This window comes from Rhodopseudomonas sp. AAP120 (assembly GCF_001295845.1).
In the GTDB taxonomy this organism is placed as follows: domain Bacteria; phylum Pseudomonadota; class Alphaproteobacteria; order Rhizobiales; family Xanthobacteraceae; genus Rhodopseudomonas.
The window spans coordinates 1-18709 of record NZ_LJIC01000133.1; the positions used below are offsets into that span (position 1 = coordinate 1).

General features: G+C 66.5%; 20 protein-coding genes. 11 read left to right on the forward strand and 9 right to left on the reverse strand.

All coding sequences use genetic code 11. The annotated features are described in order from the left end of the window. The first annotated feature begins 160 nt into the window (after nt 1-160). The 6 genes from IP86_RS20145 to IP86_RS20170 all read left to right on the forward strand — a co-directional run bounded on the left by IP86_RS20145 (nt 161) and on the right by IP86_RS20170 (nt 2928). Entirely contained in the window at nt 161-568 is a 408-nt protein-coding gene (locus IP86_RS20145) for a DUF3168 domain-containing protein (RefSeq protein ID WP_054164216.1), read from the forward strand. 13 nt (nt 569-581) lie between these two features. Continuing rightward, nucleotides 582-989, forward strand: a complete 408-nt coding sequence (locus tag IP86_RS20150) for a phage major tail protein, TP901-1 family (protein ID WP_054164217.1) — start codon at nt 582-584, stop codon at nt 987-989. A gap of 10 nt (nt 990-999) precedes the next feature. Further along, a complete protein-coding gene (locus tag IP86_RS20155; protein ID WP_054164218.1) occupies nt 1000-1317 on the forward strand; it encodes a gene transfer agent family protein in 318 nt (105 codons plus the stop codon). Further along, nucleotides 1314-1517 carry a rcc01693 family protein gene (locus IP86_RS20160; RefSeq protein WP_054164219.1) on the forward strand — a complete coding sequence of 68 codons (204 nt, stop codon included), beginning with the start codon at nt 1314-1316 and terminating at the stop codon, nt 1515-1517. The genes IP86_RS20155 and IP86_RS20160 overlap by 4 nt, the downstream gene beginning before the upstream one ends. Continuing rightward, the gene (locus tag IP86_RS20165; RefSeq protein WP_054164220.1) at nt 1514-2101 is read left to right on the forward strand and encodes a phage tail tape measure protein; all 588 of its coding nucleotides are present in this window, start codon (nt 1514-1516) and stop codon (nt 2099-2101) included. The genes IP86_RS20160 and IP86_RS20165 overlap by 4 nt, the downstream gene beginning before the upstream one ends. Nucleotides 2102-2292: 191 nt before the next feature. Next, the gene (locus tag IP86_RS20170; RefSeq protein ID WP_054164221.1) at nt 2293-2928 is read left to right on the forward strand and encodes a DUF2460 domain-containing protein; all 636 of its coding nucleotides are present in this window, start codon (nt 2293-2295) and stop codon (nt 2926-2928) included. A 113-nt stretch (nt 2929-3041) separates the two neighbouring features. Here the strand turns inward: IP86_RS20170 and IP86_RS20175 are convergent, their stop codons facing one another. Next, the gene (locus tag IP86_RS20175) at nt 3042-6038 is read right to left on the reverse strand and encodes an N-6 DNA methylase (protein ID WP_156332573.1); all 2997 of its coding nucleotides are present in this window, start codon (nt 6036-6038) and stop codon (nt 3042-3044) included. A 64-nt stretch (nt 6039-6102) separates the two neighbouring features. On the opposite strand from IP86_RS20175, the gene IP86_RS20180 reads away from it, so the two are divergent. Then, the gene (locus tag IP86_RS20180) at nt 6103-6372 is read left to right on the forward strand and encodes a hypothetical protein (protein ID WP_054164223.1); all 270 of its coding nucleotides are present in this window, start codon (nt 6103-6105) and stop codon (nt 6370-6372) included. A 144-nt stretch (nt 6373-6516) separates the two neighbouring features. Here the strand turns inward: IP86_RS20180 and IP86_RS20185 are convergent, their stop codons facing one another. The 6 genes from IP86_RS20185 to IP86_RS20210 all read right to left on the reverse strand — a co-directional run bounded on the left by IP86_RS20185 (nt 6517) and on the right by IP86_RS20210 (nt 15221). Continuing rightward, on the reverse strand, nt 6517-7758 hold the full coding sequence (locus IP86_RS20185; protein WP_054164224.1) for a YeeE/YedE family protein: 1242 nt from the start codon (nt 7756-7758) through the stop codon (nt 6517-6519). A 327-nt stretch (nt 7759-8085) separates the two neighbouring features. Continuing rightward, entirely contained in the window at nt 8086-9231 is a 1146-nt protein-coding gene (locus IP86_RS20190; RefSeq protein ID WP_054164225.1) for an ATP-binding response regulator, read from the reverse strand. Continuing rightward, on the reverse strand, nt 9228-9692 hold the full coding sequence (locus IP86_RS20195) for a response regulator (protein ID WP_054164226.1): 465 nt from the start codon (nt 9690-9692) through the stop codon (nt 9228-9230). The genes IP86_RS20190 and IP86_RS20195 overlap by 4 nt, the downstream gene beginning before the upstream one ends. Beyond that, on the reverse strand, nt 9693-12008 hold the full coding sequence (locus IP86_RS20200; RefSeq protein WP_054164227.1) for an ATP-binding protein: 2316 nt from the start codon (nt 12006-12008) through the stop codon (nt 9693-9695). Beyond that, nucleotides 12005-14287: an ATP-binding protein gene (locus tag IP86_RS20205; protein WP_054164228.1), complete on the reverse strand. Its 2283-nt coding sequence runs from the start codon at nt 14285-14287 to the stop codon at nt 12005-12007. The genes IP86_RS20200 and IP86_RS20205 overlap by 4 nt, the downstream gene beginning before the upstream one ends. A 241-nt stretch (nt 14288-14528) precedes the next feature. Then, complete coding sequence (locus tag IP86_RS20210; RefSeq protein WP_054164229.1) at nt 14529-15221, reverse strand: response regulator; 693 nt, start codon at nt 15219-15221, stop codon at nt 14529-14531. A 413-nt stretch (nt 15222-15634) separates the two neighbouring features. Between IP86_RS20210 and pufB (IP86_RS20220) the strand changes: the two genes are divergently transcribed. From pufB (IP86_RS20220) to IP86_RS20230, 3 genes are all read left to right on the forward strand, one after another. Beyond that, entirely contained in the window at nt 15635-15790 is a 156-nt protein-coding gene (gene pufB / locus IP86_RS20220) for a light-harvesting antenna LH1, beta subunit (RefSeq protein WP_011158560.1), read from the forward strand. Between the two features lie 12 nt (nt 15791-15802). Beyond that, nucleotides 15803-15982: a light-harvesting protein gene (locus IP86_RS20225; RefSeq protein ID WP_054164231.1), complete on the forward strand. Its 180-nt coding sequence runs from the start codon at nt 15803-15805 to the stop codon at nt 15980-15982. Nucleotides 15983-16097: 115 nt separating this feature from the next. Beyond that, nucleotides 16098-16736, forward strand: coding sequence for a hypothetical protein (locus tag IP86_RS20230; protein WP_054164235.1), 639 nt, complete (start codon nt 16098-16100; stop codon nt 16734-16736). Between the two features lie 573 nt (nt 16737-17309). Here IP86_RS20230 and IP86_RS20235 read toward each other — a convergent pair. Both IP86_RS20235 and pufB (IP86_RS20240) read right to left on the reverse strand, forming a co-directional pair. Then, the gene (locus IP86_RS20235) at nt 17310-17504 is read right to left on the reverse strand and encodes a light-harvesting protein (protein WP_054164232.1); all 195 of its coding nucleotides are present in this window, start codon (nt 17502-17504) and stop codon (nt 17310-17312) included. 12 nt (nt 17505-17516) lie between these two features. Beyond that, nucleotides 17517-17672, reverse strand: a complete 156-nt coding sequence (gene pufB / locus IP86_RS20240) for a light-harvesting antenna LH1, beta subunit (protein WP_054164233.1) — start codon at nt 17670-17672, stop codon at nt 17517-17519. 316 nt (nt 17673-17988) lie between these two features. Here pufB (IP86_RS20240) and IP86_RS20245 point away from each other — a divergent pair. Continuing rightward, nucleotides 17989-18709, forward strand: a 721-nt coding sequence (locus IP86_RS20245; RefSeq protein WP_054164234.1) for a phage/gene transfer agent baseplate hub protein, incomplete at its 3' end; no start/stop codon positions are given.

An 18709-nucleotide genomic window follows, 5' to 3' on the forward strand; every position in this document is an offset into this window, starting at 1 on the left:
GGAGGGGGAGGGTCGCTCGCGCAGCGAGCGGGGTGGGGTGGCGAAGAGTTCATCCGCCGAGCCCGCGGCTCACCCCACCCCGCCGCCCATCCCGCTGCGCGCGCTACATGCCGACCCTCCCCCTCCAGGGGAGGGTGGTACCAACTTCGGAGTTAGTCCCATGCTCACTGCACCCGCGGCGCTGCGCGCTGCGATTTATCAGGCGCTGATCGCCGATCCCGGCCTGCAGGCCGCGCTCGGCGGCGCGCGGGTCTATGACGAGCCGCCGCCGGGCGCGGCGTTTCCGTACGTCACGCTCGGCGAGGCGCGGATCAGCGACGTCTCGGCGGACGACGCGCCGCTGCAGGAGCATCAACTCACGCTGCATGCCTGGTCGCGGCAGGGCGGCCACAAGGAGGCGCACGTCATCACCGGCGCGCTGCTGCAGGCGCTCGATGACGCGCCGCTGAAGCCCTCCGGCCATCGCCTCGTCAATCTGCGTTTCGCGCTCGCCGACATCCGCCGCGCCGCCGACGGCCGCACCTATCACGCGCTGGTGCGGTTTCGCGCCGTCACCGAACCGAACTAACAAGGAGCCGCGCATGGGCGCACAGAAAGGCAAGGACCTGCTGGTCAAGATCAACGACGGCGCCGGCTACGTCACCGTCGCCGGGCTGCGCAGCCGCAAGATCGCGTTCAACGCCGAATTGGTCGACATCACCCACGCCGAATCCGCCGATCGCTGGCGCGAACTCCTGGCCGGCGCCGGCGTGCGCCGCGCGTCGATCTCCGGCCGCGGCCTGTTCAAGGACGCGGCGTCCGACGCGGTGGTGCGGCAAGCGTTCTTCAGCGGGCTGATCAGCGACTGCCAGGTTATCGTGCCGGATTTCGGCGCGATCAGCGGGCCGTTCCAGATCGCCAGCCTGGAATTCGCCGGCGAGCACAATGGCGAAGTCACGTTCGACATCACGCTGGAAAGCGCCGGCGCGCTCGGCTTCGCGGCGCTGTAGGGAGGGCACAATGGCCAACACACATCGCGGCGAGATCGACGCCGAACTCGGCGGCCGGCGCCGCACGCTGGTGCTGACGCTCGGCGCGCTGGCCGAACTCGAAGCCGCCTTCGCCGCCTCCGACCTGGTGGCGCTGGCGCAGCGCTTCGGCAGCGGGCATCTGTCGGCGCGCGACCTCGTGCGCATCATCGCCGCCGGCCTGCGCGGCGCCGGCGAGACGGTGAGCGATGACGAGGTCGCTGCGATGACCGTGGCAGGCGGCGCGGCCGGCTATGCGACGATCGCCGCCGAGCTGATCGCCGCGACGTTCGGCGAGGCGGCGGCATGACTCCGTTTCCTTGGCGTGAGGCGATGCAGTTCGGCCTCGGCACGCTGCGGCTGCCACCCGATGCATTTTGGCGGATGACGCCGCGCGAACTCGCCGCCGCGCTGATCGGCGCCCGCGGCGGCATCGCCGCGCCGCTCGACCGCGGCGGCCTCGACGCGCTGATGCGGCGCTATCCGGATCACAAGGAGCAGGCGCGATGACGGGGAGTTGCGAGGAGTGCGACTGCAGCTGCGTCGACGACACGTCGCAGAAGGCCGATCAGCTCACCACCAAGACCCAGGCGCTCAGCAGCGAAGCCAAGGGCTTTGCCCGCGCCATGACCTCGGCGTTCTCGCAGTCGATCACCGGCGGCAAGCAATTCGAGGACGTGCTGAAGTCGCTCGCGCTGAAGGTCTCGGACCTGGCTCTGAAGGCGGCGCTGAAGCCGCTGACCAACGGCCTCGCCAGCGGCTTCGACAGCCTGTTCTCGGGGCTGTTCGGCGGCACGACATCGAAGAACGCCGACGGCGCGATCAAGCCGTTCGCCGCCGGCGGCGTGATCGGCACGCCGACTTACTTTCCGATGATGGGCGGCGGCGTCGGCCTCGCCGGCGAGGCCGGCCCCGAGGCGATCCTGCCGCTGCAGCGCGGTCCGGACGGCCGCCTCGGCGTCGCCGGCGCCGGCGGCAGCAGTGTCGTCAACATCCAGATCGCCACCCCCGACGCCGACAGCTTCCGCCGCTCCGAGAGCTACGTCACCGGCCAGATCGCCCGCGCAGTGCAGCGCGGTCAACGGGGGCTGTAGAAGCTGCGCTGAGTTCGCGCAACACCGACGGACTTTCCCCGTCATTGCGAGCGAAGCGAAGCAATCCAGTTCCGTGCACGAGGCTGGATTGCTTCGTCGCTTCGCTCCTCGCAATGACGAGGGGAGATGCTGCTTACCAATCGATTCTTGATAGCGCTCTCGGCTCGAGAGCCGCGCGTGGTGCCGTCATCATGACCCCATTCCACGAGGTGCTGTTTCCGCTCGACGTCGCGCTGAAGAGCGCTGGCGGGCCGGAGCGGCGGACCGAGATCGTGACGTTCGGCTCCGGCCGCGAACAGCGCAACGCGCGCTGGGCGGATTCGCGGCGGCGCTACGACGCCGGCTACGGCATCAAGACGCTGGAGGCGCTGCAGGCAGTGGTGGCGTTCTTCGAGGAGCGCCGCGGCCAGCTCTATGGCTTCCGCTGGCGCGACCGGCTCGATCACACCTCCGCCGCGCCCGGCCAGCCTGTCTCGCCGCTCGATCAGGGCCTCGGCAGCGGCGACGGCGTCACTGCGAGCTATCAACTGGTCAAAACCTACGGCGCCGGCTTCGCGCCTTATACACGCGCCATCACCAAGCCAGTCGCCGGCTCGGTCCGCATCGCCGTCGGTGGCCGCGAAGTGACGAGCGGCTTCAGCCTCGATCCGACCACCGGCCTCGTCACCTTCGCGCCCGGCCACCTCCCGCCACCCGGCGCCGCCATCACTGCCGGCTATCAGTTCGACGTCCCGGTGCGATTCGACACCGATTATCTCGAAGTCGATCTATCGGCATTCGCCGCGGGGGCGATTCCGAAGATTCCGGTGGTGGAGATCAGGGGGTAGGGCGGAGCCGCGACGGCGGCGAGCTCGCGTCGCTGCGTCCGGGCGAGAGGGCGAGCAGAGAGTATTGTCCGCTCAGGGCCAGGGCCAGAAGCGAAGTTCGTTAACGAGTTAGTTCAAAGCGGCAGCAGCGCGTCGACGAGGCGTTCGATCGTTTCGGCCACGCCGTCCTCGGTCAATGCCTGGCGGATCAGGCGGCGCTTGGCGGTGAAGTGCGCGGCGTCGGGCAGTTCGACGCGCGCGGCGACCTCTGCGGCGTGCAGCGCCGCTGCTGCGAGGTCGGCATGCAAAACCTCGGCTGGATCGTATTCGGGGATCGGCAGCGTCCAGACCAGATTGTCGAAATCGCGCGGATCGCGCTGGCCGATTGGTTGAAGATCCTTAACGCGATCCAGGACTACGCTTGTATTGAGGATTGCAGCGACATACCCGGCCTCTTCAAGGGAATGCGCCGCAGACCAATAGGCCTTCTTATCGACGATGACATCATCATCGGCGCACCAGCACGCGCTTAGACGCGTTCCTGAGGCGGAGTAAAAGATACGAACTGGCGACTTAGTAGCTTGCGCCGTCAGCTTCTGCAGGTGGTTGAGAGACTGCGCCAGCGTCACGCGCGGCGCACCTTCTGCATCCTTGTTGCTGTGTTCGTTCCACTTCGCCTCGGCGTCGCGCAGCCAGGCCGCAAGGTTACGATGTCCGCGCCCGTCCGCGCTGGAGGCCGTCAGCACCGCGCCGTTCTCCATCGGCACCACGCCGGTCGCGAGGTCGAGAACGCGATACGGCGCGACCGATTCACCGAGCGCGATCCGCCGCAGGAACTGGCGCTCGACCGGCCCCTCGGGTGGCGTCACGTCCGTCCACGGCTTCTTGTCGAGATTGCCGACACGGCCGCGCACGCGCGGTGCATCGCGGCGACTCCCCAAGCGCCCTGTGGGGGCCGTTTCGACCAGAAAAAACCGACGCGGCGTCAGCGTCGCCCCTTGCCGGAAGCGCCTTCGATACGGCGATGCGGCGATCAACGTTCGTGGTCTCGGCCAAGGCGCGCTGATATGTTCGAGGGCTTCGGCCGCCTCGGCCTCGCTCGCATCGCGCCGCCTCAGCACGCCGACCCAGCGATCGAACTCACTCGGCAACACGTCATCGCTGTCCCGCGCGCCGAACAGCACGCAGGTGCTGGTCGTGCTGCTGCCGGATTGCGCGCCGAAGATCGGCCAGACCCGCTCCAGCCCCCAAGCGCCGGTGATCGCCACCTTGACGCGCTGCAGGCTGCCGTCGCGCATGGCGGCGAAGACCGGTGCATTGAGCGCAGCATAAGGCAGGACGAGCGCCAGCGTGCCGCCCTCGCGCAAATAACGCTCGGCTCCGCGCGCCCAGAACAGCGCGAACATGTCCTGGTGCGTGGCGAGAGGGCCGCCGACCCAGAGGCCGTAGCTGTGCAGCGCCTCGCGCAGGCGGTCCTTCATCTCGGCGCTCAAATGGCGATAGACGATCCAGGGCGGGTTGCCGATCAGCACGTCGGCGCGATGGTCGGGATGGGACAGCCAGACCGGCCGCAGCAAATTGCGCAGCACGAAGGTCCAGATGTGGTTGCGGCCGTCGAGAAAGAGCTGCTTCAACTGCGCGAAGGTGCGGCCGAGCATCTCCGCATCCTGAGCCGTCGCACCGGCGCGGGCGATGGCGTCGCGAACCGCTTCCGGTTCGGCGAGCGTATCCAGCCCACGGTTGAGTTCTTCGAGCGCATGCTCGAACAGGCCGAGATCGCTCGCCAGCCCGGCCGGGATGCGCAGCGGCGGATCGTTCGGCGGCACGTCGACCAAAACTTCGGACGAGGCGCCCAGCGGACGCAAATTCCACTGCATCGAGTCGCCCATGTAGACCGGCACGCTGAGCGTGGCGGGCCGATCCTGCACCAATTCGCCGAGCGCCAGCAGCCAGGTGACGCGTGCGAGCGCGACCGCGACGGGATGTACGTCGATGCCGAATACCCGATCGGCGCAGGTCGCGACGATCTCGGCCGGCGGCATCCCCGCCTCCCGACCGGCGGCGATCAGTCGGCGCAGCGCATGAAACAGAAAGGTCCCCGAGCCGCAGGACGGATCGAGCACGCGTTGCTGCAGCGGCTGCTCGATCGCCGCCGCGACGACGCGCGCCGCCAGCCAATCGGGCGTGTAGTACTCACCAAGATCATGACGCTCGTCGGGATCGATCAGGCTCTCGTAGAGACTCTTGAGCACGTCGACCTCGACGTCGCGCAGGCGAAAGCGAATTGTCTCCGCGGCCAGCGCGCGCACCAGTTGCTCCCCGCCCGCTGCGAGCAGCGGCCAGTCGAAGAAGTCCGCCTCGACGGCGCCGACGATGCCTTCGTTCGCCAGTAGGCGCCCGGACAGCATCTCCGCCGGATCGCCGATCTGCAGATCGAGCACGCGCGCCGCGATCGCCTTGACGAGGATGGTCAGATAGGTGTGCTGAAGGAACAGCGCGTCGCTGCCGACATCGTCGCCGTAGACCTGGCGCAGCAGACCGTCCCACAGATTTCGCTTCAGCCGCACCTCGGGATGGTCGCCGACCTCCGACCACAGCCGCTGCAGTTCCGCATGGGCGCGGCCGAAGGCGAGGCTGTAGCGGCCGAAAGCGAGCGCGACCGCGATCGGTGACGGCATCACCTCGGGAACGGGCGACAGCAGCGGCTCGAGCCAGCTCAGCAGCCGCTCGGGATGATCGACATCGACTTCGTAGCGTCCGATCGATTCGAGCGTGCCGCGATCCAGCGTATAGGCGAGCAGCGTCGCCCCGTCGGTGGCGAGACCGACGGTGGTCCGGCCGGGCGCGCGGTCGCGGCCCGCGTCGGCCAGATAGTCGGGCATGCGCGCGACCACATCGCGCTCTTCGCGGCGAAGATCGCTCTTCAGCTCGATGACGGTGGCGCCCCACGCCACGTCGATGCGTCCACTGTTGTCGACGAGGTAGCGCTCGTGCTCCAACTCGCTGAAGGCGGCGCCGAAGCCTTCCCGCAGCAGTTCCGTGACCAGACCGCGCAAGGCCTCGTGTCGCGGCCGGGAGGCCATCGATCGGACGATGTCGGGCAGGCGATCCCTGCGCCAAACGCTTGCCACTTATCCCCTCCGGACTGCTGCGATACCGTTGCCGCCGTATCGGCGGGGGCATAGTCTGCGGGCCATGAGACTCACCCAAGCAGACTTGTTCGCGCAAGATGACGCCGCGCGCAACTCCTTGTCGCAATCACAGCGCGCGACAATCCGGGCGCGCTTGGAAGCGACCCTGGCCAGGCTCGAAGCGGCGGCGACTTTTCCGTGGCGTGATCCACTTGACGCCGTGCACGAGGAGAACCGCTTTCAACGCGATTCGGAATTGCTCGGCGAAGAGGGCGTCTCGCTTTGGGCTCGGTTCGACAAAGAGATGGACCGGCTGCACGCGACACACGTTTGAGGCGTGGGACGGGATCCCGAGATTCCGCAGATAGCCCGCCGGAGAATTCGTACGTGCAAGCACGTGCGACGGCGTGCTGTTCAGCTGTGGCCTGAAGCTGCTGATAGTTCAAGAGCTATCGTCTGCCCTCTCGCCCCAGCCCCCTCACGCCTGACCACCCCTCTCCACCGACAACCCAAACGCCGGCCGCAGCCGCGTGCCGATCACGCTGCCGGCGAAGGCGGCGACCAGCCACACCCAGCCGTGCAGGCTGCCGGAGGCGATGCCGCTGAAGTAGGCGCCGATGTTGCAGCCGTAGGCCAGCCGCGCGCCGTAGCCGAGCAGCAGGCCGCCGACGATTGCGGCGATCAGTGAGCGGGCGGGGATGCGCCAGCTCGGCGCGAATTTTCCGGCGAGGCCGGCGGCGATCATGGCGCCGAGGATGATGCCGAAATCCATCACCGAGGTGATGTCGGCGAACACACTTTGATGCAGCGATGCGGCGCGCGCCGGCACCTGCCAGTAGCCCCAGGAGGCGACGTCGGCGCCACCCAGTTCGGCCAGCTTCGATCCCCACAGCGCGAACGCCGAGGTGACGCCCCAGGGGCGGCCGGCGAGATACAGCGTCGCGAAGTTGCCGAGCGCGAGCGCGACCGCGCCGGCCAATAGCGGCCACGGACCCTGCAGCAGCCGGCGCCAGCCGCGGTGCTGCGGCTCGGCGCCGCTCAGTAGCGTGCCGTGCCTGTTCTTTTCGATCACGCGGGTGAGCAGCGCGATCGCCGCGAACGCCACCAGGCTGATCGCCAAAGCGGGCGCCCAGCCGAGGCTGGAGATGAGCGAGACCGGGCCGATGTTCGGCTGCGCCGACCACCACGGCAGATGCAGCGCGCCGATGGTCGAGCCGAGGATGAAGGCCGACAACGTGACGAGCATGCGGGTGTTGCCGCCGCCGGCGGTGTACAGCGTGCCCGACGCGCAGCCGCCGCCAAGCTGCATGCCGATCCCGAACAGGAACGCGCCGACCAGCACCGAGACGCCGACCGCGCCGTACTCGCCACGCACCGCCTGGCCGAACACCGAGCCGGAGCCCAGCGCAGGGAAGAACAGAACGACGGCGACGGCGAGCATCAGCATCTGCGCCCGCAGACCTGCGCCGCGGCCGTCGGCGATGAACACGCGCCACGCCGACGTGAAGCCGAACAGCGCGTGATACAGCACGAGGCCAAGACCGCCGCCGAGCACGAACAGCGCGCCCTGGCGCCAGCCATACACCTGTCCGAGCGCAACCGCGCCGGCGCTGAGCGCTGCGAGGCCGATGGCGACCACCGTGGTGTTGATGGAGTGCTGCCCGGAACCGCTGCTGCGATCGGAGGCAAGGAGTCGTGCGTCGACGGAAAGGTCGGTCATCGGAAGCCCGGAATTGAAGGGGTGATGCACCGATATGTACGATTGCCCAGGCGTGCGGCAACCCGCCGCTGGGGAAAGGGAAAGTGCTTCTCCTTGCCGCCGAAGAGACGAAACGTTGATGCTGTTCTTTCGGCGTTGACGAACGGAATCGTCCGTTCGGTTGGCGCCGAAGTGGGCTCACGAGGTTGCGCCTGGCCGAGGAGGCCGGCGAAACGAGGTCACGGGACGCTGCTGGTTCGTCCACTTGGCACCGATGAAGCCGTGCGAACGGCGAACTGGCCTTCAACGCCGAGCTCTGGCGATCGACCTGAAGACACGGTGCCGGAGTTATTCGGCGTCTTTCGTTGCCGCGAGGGGGACGCGGGCGAACAGCGCGGTGCCGCGGCCGCTATCGGATTCGAGTTCGACGCTGCCGCCGAGCGATGTCAGCCGCTCCCGCATCCCGACAAGGCCGAGCCGGCGGGGCGACTGCTGATCGGATGCCGCAGCCACCAGCCCGCAGCCGTCGTCTTCGACGATGCAGATCACGTCGGTGGGGCGGCGTTCGAGGATGATGCCGACCCGCGTCGCTTCGGCATGGCGCACCACATTGGTGATGCCCTCCTGCACGATGCGGTAGAGCGCGATCTCGACGTCCGGCGGCAGCCGCCGTTCGCCGATGCCGAGGTGGAGATCGAACACCAGCCCGCAATGTGGCTCCCAGCTCGTGACGAGCTGAGTAATCGCGTCCTCCAGCCCCTGCGAATCGAGCGCCGTGGGACGAACCTCCCATGCGATGCGATGCAGGCTGGTGCTGAGATCGTTGGCGGTCCGTTTGAGCGACGAGATCCTGTCGCTGCGCTCAGCCGCGCTCGCCTCGCTGCGCTCCAGCGCGTCGAGCCCGAATTGCACCAGCGTCACCAACTGACCCAGATTGTCGTGCAACTCCCGGGCGATGCGTTTGCGCTCCGCCTCCTGATCGGTCATCGTCTGGCGCAGCACCTGCAGCAGGTCGGCTTCCGCCGCGGCGCGCCGTTCGCTCTGCACCGCCATCTTGCGCGCGGTCATCTGGCATTCGGCGAGCCGCTGATCGAGCTTGGCCAGCGCCTGCGCATCGCGGATGGCGTAGCGGATCGCGCGCTCGAGCAGCACCGCGTCGAACTCGCCCTTGACCAGATAGTCGTTCGCGCCGGCGTCGGTCGCGGCTTCGTCGACCATCGGGTTGCCGTGGCCCGTCAGGACGATGATCGGCTTGATGTTGCCGCGACTGCGGGCGTAACGGATCAGATCGAGGCCGTTGTGATGACCGAGCCGGACATCGACCAGATAGAGGTCGTGCTGTTCGCGGTCCAAGGCTGTGATCGCGTCATGGAATTGCGAGACCCAGTCGAGCGTCGCCTGCTGGCCGGGAATCTTCTGCAGCATCCGCTGCAACGTCAAGAATTCGATCTCCGCATCGTCGATCAGCAGGATGCGAGAGGCCCAGCTGCTCACAGCGAGGCCGTTTCGGTCGTGGGCAGCGAGGCGATTTCCATCCAGAACCGCCATAGCGCGCGGATGGCTTCGATATAGTCCGGAATGCTCGCGGGCTTCACCAGATAGGCGTTGAAGCCGCTCGAATAGGCTTCGTTGATGTGCTTTTCGCTCTCCGAGGTCGACAGCGCGATGATCGGCAGGTGCCGCTTGGCGTCGTCCTCGCGCAGGATCCGGATCACCTTCCGTCCGTCGAGGCGCGGCATGTTGAGGTCGAGCAGGATCAGCGAGGGAGTCGGCGCCGATGCGCGCTCCGCGAACAGGTTTCGGCCGTAGACGTAGTCGAGCAGTTGTTCGCCGTCGCCGACGAAGCGAAGGTCGGCCGAGATCGCCGCGCGGGCGAACACTTCGGTGAGGATCAGCTTGTCGTAATCGTGGTCCTCGGCGACCAGCACGGTGCGTTTCGTGGTGTCGCGCTGCATCTAATTCTCCGCATGGCCGGGACGCTGCAGCGGCAGCGTGAAGGTGAATACCGAGCCGCGCCCCGCGCTGCTCGTCGCCGAGATCGTTCCGGCGTGGCGATGAACGATCTTGCGGCAGATCGCCAGCCCGATTCCCGTGCCCTCGTACTCGTTCTGCCCGTGAAGCCGCTGGAACGGCTCGAAGATCTGTTCCTTGTACTTCTCGTCGAAACCGATGCCGTTGTCCTCGATCGAGACTTCGACGACGCCGGCGTCGTTTTCCGGCGGAGCCATGGCGGGTTCGAGCGAGGCTCTGATCCGGATCTGCGGGATCCTGTCGGAGCTTCGGTACTTCAGCGCATTGCTGATCAGGTTCTGCATCAACTGGCGGATCTGGCTGCGGTCGCAGGGCACGACCGGCAGATCGCCCGCGACGATCTCGGCGCGCGCGTCCTCGATCGTCGGCTTCAGGTCGGAGAGGACATCGGCCAGAATGTCGTTGAGGCTCGCCGGCTGCAGCGGCCGGGCCTGGCGGCCGACGCGGGAATACTCGGCCAGATCGTTGATCAGCGCGCGCAGGCGCCGGGACGAAGCCTCGATGCCGTTCACCATCGTGCTCAGCCGGGCCCGCGCATCCGGCAGCAGCAGATCGTTCAGAAGCCCCGCAAAGGCCTCGATGTGGCGCAGCGGCTCCTTGAGGTCGTGAGCCGCCACATAGGCGAAGGATTCGAGTTCGTCGTTACTGCGCGACAGATCGCGGTTGGCGTTCTCCAGGGCTTCGGCGCGGCCGAGAATGACGTCGACGACCAGGTCGCGGATCTCTTCCGCCGCGGCGATCTCGTGGCTGCGCCAGGGCAGCGACTTGCCGCGTACCTCTTCGCGCCAGGCATCGAACGAGGCGCGGGTCTGCAGCCGTTGTCCGCGCGGGCCGATCTGCACCGGCTTGTGCGGATTGCCGCCCCAGGTCACGGTCTGGGCGACTTCCGGCCTGAACCACAGCATCAGCATCGAGGACGCCCGCCCGAGCGGCACGGCGAGCACGCCCGCCGCGCAATCCGAATAGTCGACCGCCGGCGGATAGGACGTCGAGAGCTGGTCGGTCTGGAAAATGGCGCGTGGCTCGCGACGCGAGAACCACGTCGACAGCGCCATGATCTCGTCCCTGGGCGGCGTCCGGCCGAACGTCACTGCGCCGTCGAAGCCGCACAGCGCAAAGCCCGAGGCGTTCATCAACGCGAGCATCTCGTCGCCGACTTTGGGCAGCCCGTCGGGCAGCCCCTGGTCGTCGCCGAGTTCGTGCAGCAGCCTGTTCTGAATGGCGCGCACCCGCACGCTGTGGCGCACGATTTCGGCTTCCTCGAGCACACCGATCTGCCAAGTCAGCACCTGGACGATCAGTTCGCAGGCCTGCCTGATCTCGTAGGAGACAAAGCGCGGCCGGACGTTGTGGCAGGACACCATGCCCCAGAGCCGCCCGTCGCGCACGATCGAGATCGACATCGCGCCGTGCATGCCCATGTTGATCATGTATTCGCAATGCGTCGGCGACACGCTTCGCAGCACCGCAAAGCTGAGGTCGATCGGGCCGCCGACGATCGGATTGTAGTCGGGCACCAGCGGAGTCGGCGTGTAGCCGATATCCGGAATGATGCGGACCTTGTTGGTCGTGTACAACGCCCGCGATTGCGCGGGGATGTCCGAGGAAGGGAAGTGAAAGTCGAGCAGGGACGGGACGTTGTCGTCCCGGCTTTCCGCGATCACCTGGCCGCTCCAGTCCTGCGAGAACCGATAGACCTTGACCCGATCGAAACCGGTGATGCGCCGAATTTCGCCGGCAGCGATGTTGCAGGCATTGGCCAGGTCGCCGGCAATCTGCAGACGGCGGATCGCGCTGCGCACGCTGCGGAAGAACTCGCTGGTTTGCTGAGCGGGGTCGCGCGTTTCGAGCTCGAGGATGGTCAGCTCGCCGCTTCGGTGCAGAATGCCGTTGAAGGCACGCTCGCCGGCGGCAGTGCGGGCGTCGATGCGGATCGGATTCACCGTTGCCGGATCGGCGGAGGCGAACGCGGCGTCGAGCCGGGCAGCGCTGTCGCCGCACAGGTGCGGCACCAGAGACGTATCCGCCAGATCGGCGACCGGGCGGCCCAGCAAGGCTTCCACATTGGCGCTCATCGAGACCAACCGAGGATCGCCGCCGGCGAGGGCGAACAGATAGCCGTGCGGCTGGATCGCGCCGGGAATGTGGATCGGTTCGCGGTCGCATTCAGTGAGGTCGATCGCCATCCGGCCGCTCGGATCGGCGCTCGAACCAGCAGGCTGAGTCGGCTGCGATCTCATGCCGCGTCCCCATCCGCCGGCGTGGGAAGCGGCAGCGTGAACCAGAATGTAGAGCCCTTGCCGAGCTCGGTCTCGACGCCGACCCGCCCGCCGTGCCGCTGGACGATCTTGCGACAGATCGCGAGACCGATGCCGCTGCCCTCGTAGTCGTCGGGGCCGTGCAGGCGCTGGAACGGCTCGAACACCTGCTCGGAATATCGCTTGTCGAAGCCGATGCCGTTGTCGGCGACGCTGATCTTCGCGGTGGTGCCCTTGCGTGACTCCAAGCGTGGATCGTCCTCGGCGTCCTCGGCGTAGATGTGGATGCGGCAAGCGCGCCCGGCGGCACGATATTTGAGCGCGTTCGAGATCAGGTTCTGCAGCACCTGGCGGATCTGGCTGCGATCGCAGCGCGCGAGCGGCAAAGCATCCACGCGAATGTCCGCGGCGGCTTCCGCGATCCGGGGCTGCAGGTCGGCGAGCACCTCGCTGGTGACGTCCTGCAACGACGTCAAGGCGAGCGGCTTGGCGCGCCGGCCGAGCTGGGAGAAATCCGCCAGATCGTTGATCAGATTGCGCAGCCGGCGCGACGATTTCTCGATGCCAGTCACCATCGTGCCGAGCCGCTTGTCGCCCATGCAGGCGACGTTCTCGGCGAGCATTCCGGCAAATGCCTCGATGTGGCGCAGCGGCTCCTTGATGTCGTGAGAGGCGACGTGGGCGAACGATTCGAGCTCCTCGTTGCTGCGCGCGAGCTGGCTGTTGATGCGTTCGAGCTTCTCGGTGTTGCGCAGGATCACGTCGATGATCAGATCGCGGATCTCGACCGCGGCGGCGATCTCGTGCGGCTGCCAGGGCAGCGCCCGGCCGCGGGTTTGCTCCGTCCAGGCCGCAAAGGAATTCCGCGGCCGCAACCGCCCGCCTTCAGCGCTGACGGACTTGTCCGGGTTGCCGGCCCAATACACCGTCTGGGCGACCTCGGGCCGAAACCACAACATGACCCGGCGCGGCGGCGTGCGCGACAGCGGCACGGCGAGAACTCCGCTGGCGACGTCCGTCAGCGCCTCCGCCTCGGAGAGGCTTTCGCCCAGGCGATCGGTCTGAAACAGTTCGGTCCCGCCGGACTGCCCGGCCAGATGGGCCAGCTGGTCGATGACGGAGGCGGGCGGCGTGCGTCCGATCGTGATCATGCCTTCGCGGCTGTGCAGGCACAGTCCCGAGGCGCCCATCAGTTCGAGCAGCGCCTCGCTGTTGCGCGCGAGACCGGCGCGATGATCGTGCAGCTTCTCGATGTCGTTGATGAGGCTGCGCTGGATCGCCTGGCCCTTCAGCGTCTGCCGCGAGATCATCTGCTCTTCGATGATACCGATCTGCCAGGCCAGCACCTGAGCCACCAACTCGCAGGATTGCCGCGTATCGAGATCGACGTAACGCGGCTCGCGATTGTGACAGGCGATCAATCCCCACAGCCGGTCGCCGCGAAGGATCGAGATCGACATCGTGCCGTGCATGCCGATGTTGCGCATGTATTCGAGATGGATCGGCGACACGCTTCGCAAGACGGCGAAGGAGAGATCGATCGCCTTGCCGTTCGCCGGATTGACGGAGGGATCGATCGGGACCGGCCGATAGTTGATGTCGGGGATGATGCGTACCGAGTTGATGGCGTAGAGCCTGCGCGCCTGCGCCGGGATGTCCGACGCCGGGAAGTTCAGGCCGAGATAGGGCTCGACCTCGTTGCAGCGATTTTCCGCGATGACCTGGCCGCTGAAATCGGCCGAGAACCGATAGATCATCACGCGGTCGAAGCTGGTGAGCTCGCGGACCTCCTGCGCCGCCGCCGCGCAGGCGTCTTCCATGCTGCGTGCCGCCTGCAGCCGCCGGATGGCGCCGTTGGTCCGCCGGAAGAACGCCTGGGTTTCGCCGACGTCCGGTTGCGGCGGTTCGAGTTCGACGAACACGAGCTGATCGTGCCGGTGCCACGATGCTGTGAACGGCGCTCCGCTGCCGTTTCGGAAACGCGCCTTGAACGGCGTCCCGTTGGAGAAGCCGGGCTCGCCGAGCGCAGCCGTCAGCCGGGCGTGGCTGCCGCTATCCAGCAACGCGTCGGCCGGTCGGCCGAACAGTGTCTCGGCCCCCAGACCCGCCAATCTCGGCAGGTTGACGCTGGCGGTTGCGAGCTTCATGTCGGCCGTGAACGCAAGGAGCGCGCCGTGGGGCTGGATCGCGCCCGGGATATGGATCGGTTCGTCGTCGCAGCCGGCCAAGTCAACCTGCCTTGCGACCGATCGATCAATCATGTCCTTAACGCCCCGGGTCTCGACTGCGGCCAGAACTCACCGGCCTCGGTCAACGAGCGCGGCAGCGTTCCAACATTGTTCGACGAAACTGATCTCGCAGCTGGCGTTGGGGTTTGCGGTAGATCAAGCCGCCGCAAGATAGGTTGCCGGTCACCGCCACCAGGAGCCTGCCATCCGTCGATGATCTCGAAGTTTGGGGATCGACACATGCGCGCGCTGCGGTCGTTGGTGATCGCGGCCGCTACAGATCTGCGCGCTCCAGCCATCCCATATCGAGCGCAAACCGGATGAGTTCGACCCGGCTGGAAAAGCCCAGCTTGTCCATCGCCCGCGCCTTGTAGGTTTCGACGCTTTTCGGTCCGACCTGAAGCCGCGCCGAGATCACCTTGTTGCTGTGACCGACCGAGGCGAGGCGAAGGACTTCGAGCTCGCGCGTGCTGAGCTGCGCAATCAGATCGGTTTCCACGTGCACCGGCGGCGGCGGCACGGCGCGTCCCACCGCCTGACCGGCGATGGCGGGGTCGAGGTAAAGTCCGCCGCGCGCCACCGCCTGGATACCGCGAACGAGTTCGTCGGCGGCCGATCGCTTCAGGATGTAGCCGGCGACGCCGAGCTTCAGCAGCCGCCGCAGATTGGAGCCGTCCTCATGCACGGAGACCACCACCACGCGCGCCTTGGGGCGCGTCGTGAAGTATTTCTGGATCACTTCCATGCCGAACAGTCCCGGCATCGACAGATCGAACACTGCGACATCCGGCTGCAACTCGATGGCCCGGCGCAGCGCCGTGGGTCCGTCGCCAGCCTCGCCGACGACGTCAAAGCCCGGCTCGGCGGCGAGCAGCGCCTTGATGCCGCTCAGGACTACCGGGTGATCGTCCGCGATGAAGATCCGCAAAGTGGAGCCGCAGCTCCGGCGGTTCGTAATCTGATCCATAGTGGCCACCCCAACCTTGGAGCTTCACCGTGATGCGGGACATGACGGTCGCAGCCTGACGCCTCGAACGTCGTGAAAGGTACACTTTCGCAATCGCCGCTCAGTTGGGTCAGATCAAAACGGATCGTCAGGAAAACCTGACGCGGGTTTTCGATTTCCAGATTGATACGGACGGCTCAGTTCTGTCAGCCCAAATTGACGCTTCGCGCAGGGGGCGTAGCGTGGCGCCGCTCCTCGATCACGAATTCTTGAGCGTGACGAGCACAGCGAATGCCGAGCGAAGACTGGTTCATCAGAACGAGTGCGAGCGAAGCGATAGCTGACCACGCGAACCATCGTTCGGCGTAGCAGCGAAACAACCTTCGTGCAGGTTCAGCACGGAACTGATCGTAACTCTCTTAGGAGTTTATCAAATGGTAGACGATCCGAACAAGGTTTGGCCGACGGGTCTGACCATCGCGGAGTCGGAAGAGCTCCACAAGCACGTGATCGACGGCTCGCGCATTTTCGTGGCGATCGCCATCGTCGCTCACTTCCTGGCGTATGTCTATTCGCCGTGGCTGCACTGAGGAGTATCTGACATGAATCAAGGTCGCATCTGGACTGTGGTCAAGCCGACCGTTGGCCTGCCGCTTCTGCTCGGCAGCGTCGCCGTCATCGTCATCCTCGTCCACTTCGCTGTGCTGACGCACACGACTTGGGTGGCGAAGTTCATGAACGGTAAGACCGCCATGATCGAGGCGTCGGTCGCATCCGTCTGAGACGCTCGCTGACTGCTGCTGCGGTGACCGGGATCGACGATGTCGGTCACCGCAGGAGTCGGCCGATCAACCTATCGGAGAGGGGCCTCGCGAGGCGGCACATTTGGAGTTTGCCATGTCCCATCCTATCACTCGCTGCTACGAGAGCGTTCGCCAGGTTTCCGGGCTCGAGGCCGAACTCAACGCCGCCGGCTTCCAGACCGCGAAGGTTCTCCCCAACGCCGCCATCGGCGCCGGCGCCAAGCTGGACGATCTGACCGAGTCGATCGCCAAGCTCGGGATCCTGCGCGCCCAAGCCGTTGAATTCGCCAAGCTGATCCGAGCCGGCGGCGCGGTGGCGATCGTGCCGAGCCATTTTGGCACCGGTGGCAAGGCCGTCGAAATTCTCGGCAAGTACAATCCGATCCGCGAGACCGCCGCAGCTCCGCCCGACAAGTGGGACGCCGCGGCTCCGTTCTCTTCGCTGCTGCGGCTTCCCGTGCTCTCGAGATCCGGCGCCTTCAAAGGCAATTCCGGCCAGCCGCTGCTGATCGAGCAGAAGCGCAAGTACGAATCGTTCTCGGGCGAGCCGCTGCTGATCGCGCAAGAGCAGGGGTATCGTTCCTTATCCGGTACGCCGTTGCTGCTAAGCGGCGTGCCCTACAAGTCGTTCTCCGGGAACCCGCTCTTGCTCGACCAGCCCGGAGACTATCAGCCGTTCTCCGGAACGCCCCTGCTGCTCGACAGCCGAACGCTATTCCTGACAAGAGCCTGATGATGCGCCACGCATTGTTCTCCCCGATCTGCCTGCATGAATGTTCAGCCAGATTCTTGCAGGCAGCCTGCAGTGACTCGAAGATTTAGCGAGCCTGCCATCTCGCGCACCTCCCGAGTTACTTCACGGCGCAGGCGGCATCCTCACAGGTGCCGCCTGCAGACATGATCGGTCCGTCCAGGCCAGGGGCAACGGCGGCGCTCGCCACGAGGCGAAAGCGATCGCTCGTCGCCTGACGACGAGTCGCCAAGTCGGCTGCTGTCGGGCCGCCAAAATTCGTCAAACCAGGGACCTTTGCAAAAGGGCGATCGCGCGCCGCTGCTGATGCACGGCCGCGGAAATGTCGCCGATCAGGTTCGAGGTCAGCGGCCGAAGCTAGTCTTCATCTCGGATGTACCAATGGAAGATCGTCCGCGGAGAGGCCTGACCGGCGACACGCCGACCGCTCGCCTCGCGGTCGAGCACGCTCTCTCCGGCGCGAAACGAGCTAAGCTCGAGAAAGGGAGCGCGGTCGTGCTGGCCGCCGGAGGCTGCGCGTCGCGCGGCCGAGCTCCCTTCCTCAGTCGGCTGATATTACTTCTTTGCAGGTGCGGCGGCCGGTGCGGGCGCCGACGTTGCGACAGGCTTGCCGTTCATGAAAGCGGAGACCCAGGTGGTGCTCTCGAGGACGGCGAAGTGCACGGCGAACGCGATGGCGGCGACGCTGCCGAGCAGCAGGGGGAGACCGACCGTGGGGTTCACCACGGTCCAGATGCGACCTTGATTCATGTCCGATCCTCCTCAGTGCAGCCAGGGCGAATAAACATACGCCAGGAAGTGAGCGACGATGGCGATCGCGACGAACACGCGGGCGCCGTCGATGACGTGCTTGTGGAGCTCTTCGGACTCCGCAATGGTCAGGCCCGTGGGCCAGACCTTCTTTGAATCGTCAACCATTTGGACAACCTCTTGATGGCGTCGTGCGACCCGCACGACCGCGCGATGACACTAGGCCCACGGCTCTTGCAGTAAATCGGGGGTGACATGTGGCATGGTCCGTAGCGTCACGGACGCGCTTGCTCGTCGTCAGGAATTCCCGATTTCGTCCGAAGCATTGTTCGATCCACCCGGCATGTAGCAGCTGTACGAATGGGGCAGACGCCCAAGAGGTCGTGCGATTTACAGGCCTTGGGTAGTCCTGTCAGGCAGTGCCGATCGCTAAGTAACTTCATCTGATCGCTGATAGCAGCCGTCTCGCTGCAGGACATTTTCCATGCGCCTCATCCCTTCCTCTCTCCAATCCAAACTCGATTCCGGCGTCACCACGCTGGCGCAGTGCTGGATCGTGCGGCGGCGCAATGGCGGCGTGCTCGGCTTCACGGATCATGATCGCGATCTGATCATCGAGGGGATTTCCTGCCGCGCCGGGACCGGATTTGCGGCGTCGGAGGCGGCGCAGCGGTTCGATCTGTCGGTCGACGGCGCGGAGATCTCCGGCGCGCTGGACGACGATCTTTTGAGCGAGGCGGATCTCGCGGCGGGGCGCTACGATGCGGCGGCGGTCGAGAGCTGGCTGGTCGACTGGAGCGAGCCGTCGCTGCGGCTGCTGACCGCGCGCGGCAGGCTCGGCGAGGTGCGGCGTGAGGGGCGGGCGTTCACGGCGGAATTGCGCGGGCTTGCCGACCTGCTGTCGCAGGACAGCGGCCGGCTGTACACCGCGGGCTGCGGCGCCGACCTCGGCGATGGCCGCTGCCGCGTCGATCTCGGCAGTCCGGCCTGGCGCGGCACCGGCAGTGTCGCGGCGACGTTCGGCGTGTCGACCTTCGCGGTGGCGGGGCTCGACGGCTTTGCGCCGGGCCTGTTCGGCGGCGGGCGGCTGAGCTGGAGCAGCGGCGCCAATGCCGGCACCGCGATCGAGATCAAGCAGCACCGCGTCGTCGGCGGGCAAATCCGGCTGTCGCTGTGGCAGGCGATGGCCGAGCCGGTCGCGCCAG

Excerpts from the sequence above, each read along its gene's own strand:
- IP86_RS20145 (WP_054164216.1), top strand. The coding sequence starts at position 161 with ATGCTCACTGCACCCGCGGCGCTGCGCGCTGCGATTTATCAGGCGCTG.
- IP86_RS20150 (WP_054164217.1), top strand. The coding sequence starts at position 582 with ATGGGCGCACAGAAAGGCAAGGACCTGCTGGTCAAGATCAACGACGGC.
- IP86_RS20155 (WP_054164218.1), top strand. The coding sequence starts at position 1,000 with ATGGCCAACACACATCGCGGCGAGATCGACGCCGAACTCGGCGGCCGG.
- IP86_RS20160 (WP_054164219.1), top strand. The coding sequence starts at position 1,314 with ATGACTCCGTTTCCTTGGCGTGAGGCGATGCAGTTCGGCCTCGGCACG.
- IP86_RS20165 (WP_054164220.1), top strand. The coding sequence starts at position 1,514 with ATGACGGGGAGTTGCGAGGAGTGCGACTGCAGCTGCGTCGACGACACG.
- IP86_RS20170 (WP_054164221.1), top strand. The coding sequence starts at position 2,293 with ATGACCCCATTCCACGAGGTGCTGTTTCCGCTCGACGTCGCGCTGAAG.
- IP86_RS20180 (WP_054164223.1), top strand. The coding sequence starts at position 6,103 with ATGAGACTCACCCAAGCAGACTTGTTCGCGCAAGATGACGCCGCGCGC.
- IP86_RS20185 (WP_054164224.1), bottom strand. The coding sequence starts at position 7,758 with ATGACCGACCTTTCCGTCGACGCACGACTCCTTGCCTCCGATCGCAGC.
- IP86_RS20195 (WP_054164226.1), bottom strand. The coding sequence starts at position 9,692 with ATGCAGCGCGACACCACGAAACGCACCGTGCTGGTCGCCGAGGACCAC.
- IP86_RS20200 (WP_054164227.1), bottom strand. The coding sequence starts at position 12,008 with ATGAGATCGCAGCCGACTCAGCCTGCTGGTTCGAGCGCCGATCCGAGC.
- IP86_RS20205 (WP_054164228.1), bottom strand. The coding sequence starts at position 14,287 with ATGATTGATCGATCGGTCGCAAGGCAGGTTGACTTGGCCGGCTGCGAC.
- IP86_RS20210 (WP_054164229.1), bottom strand. The coding sequence starts at position 15,221 with ATGGATCAGATTACGAACCGCCGGAGCTGCGGCTCCACTTTGCGGATC.
- pufB (WP_011158560.1), top strand. The coding sequence starts at position 15,635 with ATGGTAGACGATCCGAACAAGGTTTGGCCGACGGGTCTGACCATCGCG.
- IP86_RS20225 (WP_054164231.1), top strand. The coding sequence starts at position 15,803 with ATGAATCAAGGTCGCATCTGGACTGTGGTCAAGCCGACCGTTGGCCTG.
- IP86_RS20230 (WP_054164235.1), top strand. The coding sequence starts at position 16,098 with ATGTCCCATCCTATCACTCGCTGCTACGAGAGCGTTCGCCAGGTTTCC.
- IP86_RS20235 (WP_054164232.1), bottom strand. The coding sequence starts at position 17,504 with ATGAATCAAGGTCGCATCTGGACCGTGGTGAACCCCACGGTCGGTCTC.
- pufB (WP_054164233.1), bottom strand. The coding sequence starts at position 17,672 with ATGGTTGACGATTCAAAGAAGGTCTGGCCCACGGGCCTGACCATTGCG.